Raw genomic sequence first — 14970 nt, forward strand, 5'->3', positions numbered from 1 at the left:
TAGATATAAAGGTCAAATGATTTGACCTTTGTTTTACATTTAACAGCAATAGGCAATACACTCAAATAATAAGTTTGATTATTTTTAGTTGCGATAAAGGGGATTGCAATGGCTGATATACTAACGCTAATGAAAAAAAATGGTTATAAAATTGATGAAGCAGGTATGTGTTATGGTATTGCACATGTAGCAATACAGTCTGCTTTGAGAGGGAAATTTAATGAATATCTTACAAGATTAAATCAAATACAACAAATTGAAAGTAAAGCACTTAATATACAAGATGAAACTGAACGTGAGATATTAGCATTTTTTGATGCTGTTTTATTATATCAGTCTAGTAATGTTGAAGAACTATCAGAAAATGATGGTGATACAATAGTCAATTTTGCTGATTTTTATAAGAATAGACAAGACCCTGCAAGTGGAAATAAAATTTTAAATGAAATAGATGATGACTCTATTTCTCAAGCTAATGGAATTTATGCAGTTAGTAAATCACTAAAAATTTTTAGTGGAGAAACGGATAACCTTAAAGAGTATCTTAATCAGCTAAAGGGTGAAAAAGAAAATTTTGCTGCATTGATAACAATCAGTGGTCATGCTATGGCTATTATATTTAGCAATAATTGCTGGCACTTTGTTAATCATGATGAGGTTAAAAGTATAGAGAATGAAATATTATCAGATAGATTTGTTAATGATGTATTAAATAATTTACCAGGGTATATTGCAACAATTAGTGCCTATGCAGATAATAATAAATTAGACCATATTCGATATAGCCATGATGCACTTAAAAGGGAAGTTATATCAACTGCTAGTCAGCTTGTTATATATTTTAACTTAGCTTGTAGAGATAGTCATCCAGATGCAGCAAGAGCATTCTGTGAATTAACGCTTAAATCGCCAGCCATTGATGAAATAAAAAAAGAATTACTATTAGCAACAGATGAAAGTGGAAAGCCATTTATTATTACAGCTTTTCAAAATAGTGATATAGATTTAATGCAAGCATATGCAGAGTCAATTATAAACGCAAATATTAATAATAATTTAAAAAAAGAATTGTTGTTATTAGTCAGAGATGATCATGATGATCCATTAATCATGATGGCTTTTACATATGGTCAGAAAGAGATGATAAAAGCATACTTTGAATTAATTATAACGTCGAATCTTGATGATGAAGTAAAAAAAGATCTATTACTATCAAATATAACCAATGGTAATACACTACTTCATTATGCCGGTTATGATGCAGATGCATTGAAAACGCTTTTAGACTATATACCAGCAAATGATCGATTGAATGTTATATTAGCGAAAAATAATGATGGTGATACATTATTACATACAGCTAGTTCAGAGGCATTAGAATTACTTTTAACTTATATACCAAAGGAAAAGTATTTTAGCTTTATTGCAGTAAGAAATCATAATGGTGATACTGTTTTACATAAAGCAGATGCAGAAAAAATAAAAATTATTTTAGGGCATTTACCATTAGATAATCATCTAAGCGCAATTTTAGCAATCAATGATAATGGGGATAATGTATTACATAGTAACGCTTATTATCCTGAGTGTTTAAAATCACTTTTCCAATATTTGCCAGAAGATAAACGACTTGGTGTAATTATGGAAAAAAATAACAGTGGTGCAACCGTTATTGACTATGCAACCTATAATGATCATGCCTTTAGAGTTCTGTTAGCGCATTTATCAGAAACTGAATGTTTAATGCTAGCAACTGAAGTTAGATTTGATGATGGAAGCACATTATTGCATCATGCTAGTGCAGAAATTTTAAATGCATTCTTAGAAAATATACCACTGGATATGCGTTTGAATGTTCTATTAGAGAAAAATCATAACGGTGATTCTATATTAAGCTATGCAGCACCTTATATAGAAACTTTAAATAGTATTTTAGATGCGTTGCCTTACGAGAGTTTAATAAGTTTAGTTACATTAGCTGAGCGCAATGATAATTTAATGTATTATGTAGCAAATCATAGTCAATGTTTAAAAGCAGTTTTAGAGAGGGTACCAGAAACTGAAATTGTTAATATAATTACTCAAACAGATGACCTAAATATAACGCCATTAGTGATAGCTTCAAATTATAAAGATTGCTTAGATGTTATTTTTAATTGCTTAGCAGCAGATGAGCTTGAAAGTGTAATTACACTAAAAGATGCTGATGGTAGTAGTATATTACATCGTGCTATTTTTACTGATAATCTTGAGTGTTTTAAAATGATGTTAGATGCATTACCAAAAGATAAAATCATAAGTGCGATTTCAGATAAAAATAATGTCGGTGTTAGTGTATTATCTTATGCATTAAGTATTGAGGATTTAAGTTACTTAAATATAATCAAAGAATTTTTACCAGAAGATCAAATAAAGCAGATTGATCATAATACGATCAACATCAATCTGAGTAATCGGCCACAAAGTCTATTTCATAATGAATTACTTAAAGAAGTTGTTAATCCATCTCAACAAGTAGATCAAGGCTTTATCTAAAAAGTTACATCATCATACTTTAAGTATATTATCTGATTTCAATCGTGTATATTTAGTTAATCATATACTTTAAAGGAAAAATAATAGTGTCAGATTTTTTAAAACGAAAAAGTAATGACACTAACAAAAGCAGTTTACTTATCCTAATTGTTTGTTTATCTGGTTTATTTATAGATGGCTATATTCTTTATATTAGTTCAATTGCTTTACCTTTAATTCAAAAGCAGTATGCTTTAACAGCATTTGAACTTGGCATAACCCAATCAGTAACACTCATTGGTGCTGCATTTGGGGCCATTATTTTTGGTAAATTATCAGATAAGCTTGGCCGTAAAAAATTATTGATTTATAACTTGATTTTTTTTATCGTAGCCTCTGTATTATCAGCATTATCATGGAATGTTTTATCACTGATTACCTTTAGACTATTCATTGGAATAGCTGTGGGCATGGATTATCCAATTTGTGCTGCGTATATGGTAGAGATGATTGAAAAATCAAAGATCAAGCAATATGTTGCAATCGCTATGTGTTTTAACTGTCTGGCATCTCCGATTGGCGTTATAATAGCGTGGATTATTATTAATTTATATCCTCAAATCAATGCTTGGCGATTTATTCTAGTATCAAGCGCTATTTGGGCAGTTTTGGCATTATTTTTAAGATCAAAATTACCTGAAAGTATTCTCTGGAAAAGACAAAAACAGTTTGAATTAAAAAATAGTAAAATACCATTTAGAAAGCATTTTCGTACTCTCGTTTCTCGAGAGTATTTAAAAATGACTTTGGCATTTTCTTGTATTTGGTTTTTTATGAATGTTGCATATTATGGTATTGGTTCATTTACGCCAATGATTATTGCCTCACTTAATATTAATTCACAATCAAGTTTATTAATATCAATTCAAGATGTAATCTACTCTACATTGTTGGTTAACTTATTTATCTTAGCTGGTGCATTTTGCGCAATTTGGTTAATTCAACGCATTAATAGTATTTACTTACAAAAAATTGGCTTACTGATGTCATTTATTGGTTTAGCTACTTTATCATTAAGTTCAATTAGCAGTGTTTTAGTTATTAATATGACTTTATTATTTGGTGGGTTCATACTATTTAATTTTTTTATTAATTTAGGTCCTGGCATTACAACGTATTTATTGCCAGCAGAATACTATCCAACTGAAATTAAAGCAACAGGTCATGGTTTTGCCAGTGGTATTGCAAAAACAGGTGCATTTTTAGGAGCAATTAGTTTACCAATTTTACAATTTTATTTAGGCATTTATATAACGATATTTATTGTGTCAATTACCTTATTAATTGGTTTTTTAATTACAGGTAGACTGTTTGTTTCTGATAATTTAAATTCTTTAACCTAATTCAATTGATAAATGCCCATATACTTTATCAATATTATTAACCTTTAAGAGTCCTTTATGCATGCGAACAAATTTCATCGGTGTTTCAAGCATGGAAAATTGTTCAATTAGCTGAACTGTATTTTTATTAATTATTGGTATATCAATATGAATTAGTTGATCAATATATTCAGATGCAACTTTTAATAGTAATTGTTGAGCAATTTCAATTGTTTCAGCATAGAATGGACCAATGCGATAGGCTTCATAAGCAGGTGATATGGAGATAAGACCGGCAATTTGGCCATTTTTAATATAAACATAACTATGATTTTTATTAATGGATAACCAAGTCGTTAATAATGCTTTGCGTTTAACGTAAAAATGATTGCTGTCATAATCAATAATTGCTTCAAGGTCATAATTACTTGCAAGTGTAATATTGCTATGAGCGTTATCGTTAACCAACATTGATTGATGGGGAGTAAAGACATAACGTCTATTTTCATAGATTGGTTGAAAGCCAATTCTTTGATATTTATCAATTTGACTTAAAACAGCATCACAGGCAACTTTACGATTTGCCCATTTTGCAAGTGCATGACCAGTTAAGTAGGCGCCAAAGTTATCACCTCGAAATTCAGAGCGAACATAAAATAGGCCAAAATATCCAAAATCATCATCATAATTATAAGCAACAATACTACCGATTAAGTCTTGGTCTTGTTTAATCAAAATTAGACTTTCGCGATTGGTTTGCATAATACATGATAATAATGTGTCACTGATATTCCAGTGATCATAGTCCCAGCATCTTTTAAGTAGCTTAAAATCATCGATTGTTTTTGGTGTAAATATTGTGGCATTATTTTGGTCAATTAAATTTTCATTAACTACCGTATGGTCATGTACTTTAGTCTGTGGCTTTAGATATTTATTAAAAAATAGATAAATAATACCAATACCAGTCCAGATAAATCCAACGATCAGTGTTGTTTTTTCCATCATAACTATCAAGGTAATCATTGAGATTACCCCTAGAAATGGAATTAATAGTTTTATAAGTCGTATGACCTTCGATTGTTCTTGTGTGCGTTTTTCTTTAGTTAGTATGCGATAAAATACAGCAAAGTTTAAAATACAGAAGCCTAGAATTGCGCCAAAATTAACGAAGTTAACTATGGAGTCTAATGTCAATGAAAGCCCTAAAATAAGCTCTATCAGCATAATCAGTAAAATATTATAATGTGGTGTTTTAAACTTTTTATTTACCTGACCAAAAATGCTTCTTGATATTACTCGATCTCGGCCCATACCAAATAATAATCTAGCACCAGCTGTAGTTGATACAATATTAAAAACGGCCATACATAGGATTACTGATGCAGTAAATATAGCGGTAAAATATTCATTGCTACTGGCTTGAACAATATAAAAAAGAGCACTATTAACCCAGTCTGTATTATGGATATTTTGAGTAATATTAGGTGATGCTAAAACACCTAAATAACCAAGTAAAAACATCATCGTTGCACTAAATATAACTGAGAAAATAATTGCTCTTGGCACATCTTTAGTTGGTTTTTTTGCTTCTTCTGCTAAAGTTGAGATGGCATCATAACCAAGATAACTTAAAACACATAAGGTAGTTGCAGTAAATAAGGCATGATAAGAATTAAATTCAAATGGCATCGTGCTCAATAATGACGCACCACTATTTAATGATCTGGTTACCATTAGGTAGACACTTTGTTATGGGATGAATTATCATCTTATCAACAAACCAGGAGAACTTTATGACAACTAGAAAACGTCATTCTTATGATGCTGAATTTAAACGTAATGCAGCATCGTTATATGTTAATGGTAAAAAAAGCTTATCAGAATTAACAAAGCAATTAGGAGTAGCAGAATCTACTTTATACAACTGGGTTAGTGAGTATTGTCAACGAGGAGATGAAAGCTTTAAACCCAAAGAACTCTCGGCACAAGAAAAAGAATTACTTGCGCTTAAAAAGCAATTAGCTGATGTTAGCATGGAGCGTGATATATTAAAAAAGGCGTTAACCATTTTCTCAAAGAAAAAGTAAAAAGAGCCGAGCTTTATGAATTTATTAATTTGTATCGGCGAGATTTCTCAATTGAGAGAATGGCAAAGATTTTTGGTGTTAGTCGTAGCGCTTACTATCAGTACAGTCGTGGTAACTTGTCTAAGAAAGAGATAATAAATAGCCAGTTACGCCCTCTGTTAATCAAAGCATTCATAAACTCAAAGGGAGAATATGGCACAAGGCGGTTACAGCTTTTACTTAGACGACTAGATATCTATGTCGGTCGTAAACGTATTGCTAAGCTAATGAAAGAATTGGGGCTTTATGCTAAAGCAAGAAGAAAGTTTAAGGTAACCACCAATCAAAGTAAAAGACCTTATTATGTTGCACCTAATTTGTTAAAACAAAAATTCATGGTAGAAGCTCCTAATGAGGTATGGGTGAGTGATATCACTTATGTGCCAACTAATGAAGGATGGTTATATTTAGCAACTGTTGTTGACTTATTTTCAAGGAAAGTTGTTGGCTTGGCTATGAGTCAGCGTATTACAGCTGATTTAGTTTTAAGGGCAGTTAATCAAGCAGTTAAAAGGCGACAGCCTGATTCAGGGTTGATATTACACTCTGATAGGGGATCTCAATATACAAGCCGAGTTTATCATCAATTAACTAAAAAGCATCGAATTAGATTAAGCATGAGTAGTACGGGTAACTGCTATGACAATGCTGTAGCTGAAAGTTTTTTCCATACTTTGAAATTAGCAGTTGTACATGATCAGAAATACCAAACTAGGAATCAAGCAATGCGCTGTATCTTTGAATATGTTGAAGTTTTTTATAACCGCCAAAGGATGCACTCAACGTTAAACTATTTATCACCAGAGGAGTTTGAAAGAAATTATTTTAATCAACCACAATATCCCATAGCCAAGTGTCTAGTAAAAGGTTGACAGATCATATAAAATAGTATTCCATAATTATAATGGGGTACTTGAAGCAGAAGATCCATTAATATTTAAAAATAGATATCTACAACAATCTAGTTATGCTTCCCAAAGTTTATATAGTGATGATGGTATAATAGACAAAGAAAGCCAATCATTACAAGAACGTATACTATCAGAAACTAGGAGTTATCAGTTATTTGGTGAATGTAGTTTGCCGCCATTATTATTTAATCCAAGGACTAATTTTGATAAAGATCAAAGTTTAGATTTTCAATTATAATGTTAGCTATCTTCTAACTAAAAAATGTACAAAGATATTTTTTAAAAAATGTTAGTGCCATTGCATTGCAATGAGACATATTTTTCTCATAGACTTAATTAAGAGCTAAAATTTAAGGAGAATTTAATGCAAATTTATAGTAATTTTGATGGCGGCAGTATTGAAGTTCATTCTATAGAGGACCATCATGCAAAGTTAAACATTCGTCATGATACATATTCAGAATTTTTGCAGTGGTTTTACTTTCAAGTCAATGTAGAAAAGCTAACTAAATGCACATTTAGCATTATTAATGCGGGTCAAACAAGTTATCCAGAAGGTTGGCTGAATTATCGTCCTTGTGTTTCTTATGACCGAAAGAATTGGCAGCGTATTAGTGATGTAAATTTTAATTCAGAAGTATTAGAATTCAGTTTGACGCCCAACCATCAACAGTTTCACCTTGCTTATTTTGCACCCTATAGCTATGAACAACATCTAGCATTAATTGCTAACGCTCAATCTCAAGTCCATGTAAATCACCATGTTCTAGGTCAAACCACACAAAAGCGTAATATTGACTTACTTTATATTTCTAAAACTGAAAACCCTGATAAAAAAATCTGGATAATTGCACGTCAACATCCAGGTGAAATTATGGCTGAATGGTTTATGGATGGGTTAATTAATAAATTAGCACATCAAACAAATAATCAAGTTGATACACTTTTAAAAAATTGTGCTTTTTATATTGTTCCTAATATGAATGTTGATGGTGCTTATTTAGGTAACTTAAGAGTTAATGCCAAAGGCGTAAATCTTAACCGTGAATGGCTTAACCCAAGTATTGAGCAAAGTCCTGAAGTTTTTTATGTATTAGAAAAAATTAAAGAAACAGGTGTTGATTTATTTTTAGATATTCATGGTGATGAAGCAATTCCATATAATTTTATTAGTGCTAGCGAAGGAATTCCAAATCTAACTGATGAAATCTATAACTCGGAACAAAAGTTTATTCAAGCACTTATAAATGCAAGTAATGAGTTTCAAAATGAGCATGGTTATGACAAAGATGAAAAAGGCAAAGCTGACTTAAGTATTGCTTCAAACTATATTTCCAATACTTTTTTATGTCCGTCAATGACAATTGAAATGCCATTTAAAGATAATGATAATGCACCCAATGTACTGACTGGTTGGTCACCTGAGCGTTCGCAACAATTTGGTCAAGACACAATAGATGCTATTTTTGAATTTTATCAGGGGGAGATTAAATATTAGGGAAGGTTTTAAAAGAGCCTCTTAAAAATATAGTCGAATATTTAGATTGAGACGAGACTCATGCACCTGGAGATATAAGGTTTGCATGGGGCTGTTGATTAGCATATTCGCAGAAAGTAGCGTTAGGTAATTTAGTTTTTCCTTCTACTCCTAGTTTAAGCTTGATATGAAAAAATTGTGCTCCTTTATTAATAAAGCTCTTAATAGTTTTTCCAAATTGTTTCCAGCCAGAGTCATCTCCTTTTGAGTAGGCGTTATAAGTCTTAAGTGCTTGCTTTTTTTCGCTTACATCTGATTCAGGGTCATGTAACTTAGTTAATAAATTAGTTTGATTATTTAATTGTTTGTAAGCATAACCATCTTTATAGTTATAATTATCATCCTTATTAAATTTATCCATGATATCATTGATAAGCTCTTTTTGAAGAGTTTTTGCAGCTGTCTTAAATAGTTTTCCAGAAGTCGTTTCGGTATTAATTTGGTTAATTGCGCTTTCATTTTTGGTGATTGTATAGGCTAGTGTTTCAATTTCTAAAAAGTCGTTATTTAATAGCCTTAAATCATTGCATTTGTCTAAAACGCCAGCATCATTTAAAATTAATATAGACTGTTGTAGAAACTCATTACTCTTAACTTCAAATAAATTTTGTTTGATGTCAATGTTATTTGCATACAAAGCTAGAATACTTTTTTGGTAGGTAGTATTAATATTACTTTGTGTACTCTCAATGTTTTCATTATCTAATATATATTTAAAGGTTTCATCAAGCTTATCATCTTTCATGCTGTTCAATATAAGTGAGTTTTTAATATTTTCTTTTTCAGCAAGTATTGCCTTCTCGGAGGGTGTAACTTTATGATCTTGAGGGTATTCAGTTTCATTTTCTATATTAAGCTCATTATCATCAACAAAACCAGAGTCATTAGATACCTGTTGTTGATAATCATTTTTTTGTAATTTTAAATCAGATTCAATTGATTTAAATAAGCTGGCTTTTGATTCTATAGCTTTGAGAGTTTTTTTATGTGCCTCTTCTTGACTCTGATACTTATAATTAATCGCTTTATTTTTATCTTGTAATTGCTTTTCGATATCTAATGATTCTGAATATAACTCAGAATGTTGTAAAGGAGTATTTTCTGGTAGTTTACTAATTTGATCTCTTTTATTTTGTAATTGGATACTTAAATCAGATATATTTTTATTTAGTTGATCAATTTCACTCTGTAAGTTATGAACCTTATTTTTCTGAGTATCAATAATCATATTATTTTGATTGATTTTTAAAATATAACTTTGTAATTTAGACTTTTCATCTGATTGGCCTTCTAATGCTTCTAACATTTCTATTTTTGTTCTGACTTCTTCAATAGTAGGTTTTTCATAATTTTCTTTAAAATAATTTATTTTTTTATTTACCAAATTAATATTTTTCACAATTTCATTGTATTTTTCCAAATCATTTTCTGAAAATGACTTTAAAATATTAAGTTTACTTCTCTCTAAATCTACTAGCTTTTCTTCAAAAGTGCATAAAATAGAATTCTTATCAGTGACTTTATTTTTTTTATTCAATTGATTTGAAAATAGTTCGTCATCAATCGAACCTAGTCGTTTTGCTTCTATTGAAAATAGAGAATCAAATGGGTCTGACATTGAACTTAATCGTTCTGTTTCTTCTGAGAATAATGACTGGTCTAAATGTTGTTTAAGAGTTTTTTCTTTTTCTTTATTAACTAGCTCTAGTTCATATGGTGTACCTATCGAATACTCTTTTACATAATTAAAGCGTTCTTCATAAGTTAGTTTAACTCTATCCAATAGATCTGACATTGATTGGATATCTTTTTTAACTGCTTCAATGGTGGATTGTTGAATTTTTTTAAAATCTTCCCTGTTGCTAGAATCAATTTTTTCTAATTCAGTTGGTGAGATAGATTTTTCTAAATTAGGTATTGCTTGATATAGTTCATTTAATTTAAGCTGTATTTTATTTACTGCATCATTAATTGCATCGAGTGTTCCTAAAAATTTATTTTCATATGTATATACTGGTACTTTCATTTTTTATTTTCCTTACTGTTTATTATTTAAGCTTTAGATATCTTTAGATGCTATACAGGTTTGACTTTTATAAAAATCCTCAAACTGTATTTGGAAAATACATATAAGACTATTCTGTAGAATTTATAATTTATGTTTGTGCCGATTACTATTTAGATTAATTATAAATAGTTAAAATTTAATTATTTGATTTTAAAGCAAATAAATAGTAATTGATTTTTTTATATCGAGATAAATATTTATCTATTTAGGCAAATAAAATACAGTAATATCAAATACAAAAATAATCGTTTGTTTTGTTAAAATCAGTTTAATCTCGTATTAATACCAGTGTGTATGTGGCGTTTTTTTTGTGAATATTAGTTAATTAATTTATAACCTTATATTTTAAGGACTTTTAGTGTCACAACCATATCTACCTTTCCCAGTTATTTCTGGAAATCTTTTTCCTCAATTCGACAGTTTGAACACACTCACAACATATCAAGAGTCGAATAAAGAAAGCAAAGGAAATGTAAAAATTTCAGAACGTGTAAAATTTATTGATAACATGTTGGAAGGTCTATCTATTACACGTCAGAGAGAGTATTTAGAAGAGTGTATTTCTTTATTCAGTAGTAGCTCACCAGATTATTTATATGCATTTTACAAAGAATGTGTTTGTAAATTAGCAGAAATATATAAATCACAGGGCTATAGTGACAGGTTAGAAAAAGTAAGTAAAACTTTTGGAGCAAATGGGAGAAAGAGAGGAGGTAATAAAGAAGATATTACTAGTAACTTTAGTTCAAGTAGCAAATTTAAACAGTTTATTAATTTTTTTCCAAATACAAATCTTGAGAGGGTATTATTAAGTTTTTCAAAAGAGTTTTTGGATGATTTAGCAAATATCATAAAATCTAATTTTACTAAAATAAGTATTGATAAATTAGCTACTCCTTTAAGTTCTTTGGGTATTATTTGGTTTATTCCTAGGTTAATAAGAAATACATATCTTATGTTAAAACACCTTATTTATAATGGTAATTTGGATTATGTTGGCCAGTACTTTTCAGATTGGTTAAATGATATTTCTTGGCTTATGACTAATGCAATATCATTTGGTATAGGTACGCATTTATTTTTAAGTCCTTGGGCTGTATTTTTAGGACCAGGAGGTATTTATTTGTCTGCAGTTATGGGAGGTATTGATATTTTAAATACAGCAGTTAAAAGTTGCTTAAAAATTAATAAAATTAATCGAATATTAGATAACAATAATCAAAAAATTATTGAATATTGTACTGATTTGGGAATAGAATATAATTATGATTTATTTGCTTTGCTCAATAAAGTCAATGAATTAGAGAAAAATAGCTCTGATGGTGAAAAGTTAAAAAAAATTATATCTTTAAAAGTATTAGTTAATACACAAAGCAGACTACAAGCCAAGAAAGATTATGTTAAACATGATTTAACTATTGGCATTATGCTTACCTGTGCGATATCAGTTGGCGTAGCGCTTTTAGCCATTCCAAATCCAGTCACTGCATTAGTAGGTTCTGCAATTGTATTATCATCATATGCAATGTATCAATATACTAAGAAAAAATATTTGCCAAAAAAAGAGATTCAACTATCAATAAACCCACTTGAACAACTTCACTTGAAATTAGTTGAGTATGTAGATGAAACAATAGAACGCCTGAGTAAAAAAATAAAAAAAGGTGATTCATTACCTGTTCTTGAAAAGAAACTTAATGAATATAAAAGAATAAAGGAAATATTAAAAAGTTCTTATAATGAACTTGAAGATGATATTTTTATTGACTGTATGAAAGATGTAATGAAAGTTAGTAAAATTAGTAGAGGCCTTTTTGAGCCAACTAGTTATAAAGAGCTTAAATCAATTCTAAAAACATTTAATACTCCATGGACTAATGCAACATATGACTCAAAAATAATTGGTAATTATAAAAATTTAATAAATAGTTTTGTAAATTCATCTGCATCACCTGAAAATAGCAGATTTTTATTTTTTTCACATGGCATAAAAATACAATGTCTACCACTTATCCCGTGTCGCTTAAGCTATGCAGCGCCCTAAAAGTCAATGCTATGTGATAAACTTTCATTATCAATCTGTTTTTTAGTAGCGTCTTCAACTCTATTAAATGAGTAGTTAGAGAAGGGCATATATGATTGTTTGCATTTGTTAGCTTTATTGGGGTGATATTCAAATAGACAATCTTTAGCTGTTTTTATAATGGCTTTTATAGCAGATGTAAATTTTTTAAAACCTTGCTCATTTTTAGTAGCATCTACTTCATATTCTTTTATTGCCTTATTTTGTGTTTGTTTATTAGTAGATGGATGGTTAAATTTATTTAGCATTGTTGTTAAATTATTAAGCTGTTGATATGAATATTGAGCGTTATAATCCATTGATTTATTATTAAAATATTCAGATTTATTTAAAAGATCTGTGCTTAATAAGTTAAATAGCCTATTACATTGTTTATAAAGCTTATGATGTTGAGGGGTTTCTTTATCTATTTTATTTATTGCTTCAGAGCAGTTAGAAATAGCACTTTCTATTTCATTATTTATAGCACTATTATTAATATTTTTATTATAATACTCAGCATTATCAGCATTATCAGCATTATCAGCATTATCAGCATTATCAGCATTATCAGCATTATCAGCATTATCAGCATTATCAGCATTATCAGCATTATCAGCATTATCAGCATTATCATTATTGCTAATAATTATTTGATTAAAATAATCCTTATCAATTTCTTGTGCTTCATATAATATTTTTAAATTTTTAAGATAAGTTGAATTGATTTCAGTATCAATATTATTTAATGAATATGTATAGCTATTGTTTTTATTTGTATCATTTGCCAAAAGAATATCTACTAGCTCATTTTGATTAATAAATCCTAATCGTTTAAACTTTACTAATGAGTTAAGATATGTTGATAATGTATCTGTATCATTATTTTGTAAAATATTTAATATTTGAGGCACGCCATCTCTATTTTTACCCAAAAGGAGTTCAATTAACTCCTCTTGGGTTATACTTTCTTTTAAATGTTGAAGCATATCAAAATATATTGGAACACCTTGACTACCTGAAGTTGCAATAACTGCTGCAAGACCAGTGTTGCCTTTGAAATCATTGCATCTAAGAAGGTTAAATGCTTGTTGACTACTGAAATCATTATTTAGTAAAAAGCTATTGATTGTATTAAGGTAGTTTTGAATCATAGTTTGATTTGTGTTTGAGATAGGTCTCAATATGCCTGAATAGTTGTACTTGTTGTTATGATGAAGTTGCATAATATTGTATAATTGATCATTATTAATAGTTTCATAAGCTTTTAATTTTTTAAGTCCACTTAAGAAACTTCTAAAAGTTTTTTCGTGATGCTTGTGTAAAGCTAAAAAAAAGCCATTAATGTCATTTGTACTAGTGGTGTTAAGAATATTGTATGCTTGCTCTTGTGAAATTATATTAGATTTTTGTAGAAATACTATTTCATTGATATAGGCTTCAACCGCATGATAATGACCAAATTCTAGAGCTTGACCAAATAGATTTGTATTTAATAGTCTATCTGCAAACTTATAATGATCATCGGTTTGATAATACGAATAATCAACTTCATCGATAGGTTTATTTTTTTGATATTTTGTAGTTTCTATCGAAAATACAGATTGTTTATTAAGATTTAAACGGTCATAAATAGTTTTAATAAAAGAATCTGTTAATATTTCATTAGGTGTTGATGCAATATTATCATGGTCAATAAAGTGCCATTGATTATTACTAAATGTAATTGCAGTTGCATGTCCAGGAATAGCTACACAAATCCCATAGGTTGTTTGATCTTTTTTATCATTTTCTAAAAAGGTAATAAGCTCCTGGATATTATTTGCATTGAATGTTTGTAGTGATTTTTCAGCTGCGTATATGCCATTACTTTCATCATTTAATATAGCATTTCCAGCACTTGAATCTTGTCTATTCTGATAAAATTGTTGGAAGTTTTTTTGTGTTGACTCATAATGATTTTCATGACTAAATTTACTTGGGTTTGAGTAATGGTATAATGTAATAGCATCAAAAAATGCTAACATTTCATTACAGTTGTTAAGCTCATTTTTATCATCTTCATCAAGTGTGTCAACTGAGTCTATAATAATTTTCTTATATAAGTCTATATCTTCATAATTACGAGGGTCTTTGCGTAATTTATCTAATCTATTTTGATAATCATCAAATCTTCCTCTAAGTGAGGATTGAATGGCAACATGAGCAAGGCCGTAGCACATGCCTTGATGGTTAATTTTGTAACCATTTTTTTCCATTATTTTAAGAATTAGTGACATAGCTTGATACCAATATAGTTTTTATATTAACTATATTAATATTTGTTTAATTTTAATTTAATATAATGTATGTATTTCAATAATACAT

General features: G+C 29.3%; 9 protein-coding genes. 6 read left to right on the forward strand and 3 right to left on the reverse strand.

The annotated features are described in order from the left end of the window. The first annotated feature begins 108 nt into the window (after positions 1–108). Positions 109–2535 carry a hypothetical protein gene (locus tag KFE69_05200; protein UTW43491.1) on the forward strand — a complete coding sequence of 809 codons (2427 nt, stop codon included), beginning with the start codon at positions 109–111 and terminating at the stop codon, positions 2533–2535. 86 nt (positions 2536–2621) lie between these two features. Next, the gene (locus tag KFE69_05205; protein ID UTW43492.1) at positions 2622–3917 is read left to right on the forward strand and encodes an MFS transporter; all 1296 of its coding nucleotides are present in this window, start codon (positions 2622–2624) and stop codon (positions 3915–3917) included. Here KFE69_05205 and KFE69_05210 read toward each other — a convergent pair. After that, complete coding sequence (locus KFE69_05210) at positions 3909–5633, reverse strand: GNAT family N-acetyltransferase (protein ID UTW43493.1); 1725 nt, start codon at positions 5631–5633, stop codon at positions 3909–3911. The two genes, KFE69_05205 and KFE69_05210, sit on opposite strands and share 9 nt — an antisense overlap. 59 nt (positions 5634–5692) lie before the next feature. Between KFE69_05210 and KFE69_05215 the strand changes: the two genes are divergently transcribed. From KFE69_05215 to KFE69_05225, 3 genes are all read left to right on the forward strand, one after another. Beyond that, on the forward strand, positions 5693–5986 hold the full coding sequence (locus KFE69_05215; protein UTW43494.1) for a transposase: 294 nt from the start codon (positions 5693–5695) through the stop codon (positions 5984–5986). Further along, the gene (locus tag KFE69_05220) at positions 5947–6897 is read left to right on the forward strand and encodes an IS3 family transposase (GenBank protein ID UTW44015.1); all 951 of its coding nucleotides are present in this window, start codon (positions 5947–5949) and stop codon (positions 6895–6897) included. Before KFE69_05215 ends, KFE69_05220 begins: the two co-directional genes overlap by 40 nt. Positions 6898–7300: 403 nt before the next feature. Continuing rightward, entirely contained in the window at positions 7301–8434 is a 1134-nt protein-coding gene (locus KFE69_05225) for a hypothetical protein (protein ID UTW43495.1), read from the forward strand. Between the two features lie 58 nt (positions 8435–8492). On the opposite strand, the gene KFE69_05230 is transcribed toward KFE69_05225, so the two are convergent. Then, the gene (locus KFE69_05230; protein ID UTW43496.1) at positions 8493–10499 is read right to left on the reverse strand and encodes a hypothetical protein; all 2007 of its coding nucleotides are present in this window, start codon (positions 10497–10499) and stop codon (positions 8493–8495) included. Between the two features lie 400 nt (positions 10500–10899). On the opposite strand from KFE69_05230, the gene KFE69_05235 reads away from it, so the two are divergent. Continuing rightward, positions 10900–12585 (forward strand): hypothetical protein, encoded by a 1686-nt coding sequence (locus KFE69_05235; GenBank protein ID UTW43497.1) that lies wholly within the window; start codon positions 10900–10902, stop codon positions 12583–12585. Here KFE69_05235 and KFE69_05240 read toward each other — a convergent pair. Beyond that, a complete protein-coding gene (locus KFE69_05240; protein ID UTW43498.1) occupies positions 12582–14882 on the reverse strand; it encodes a hypothetical protein in 2301 nt (766 codons plus the stop codon). The two genes, KFE69_05235 and KFE69_05240, sit on opposite strands and share 4 nt — an antisense overlap. Between the last annotated feature and the right edge of the window lie 88 nt (positions 14883–14970).

The organism is bacterium SCSIO 12844, assembly GCA_024397935.1.
Classification (GTDB): domain Bacteria; phylum Pseudomonadota; class Gammaproteobacteria; order Francisellales; family Francisellaceae; genus M0027.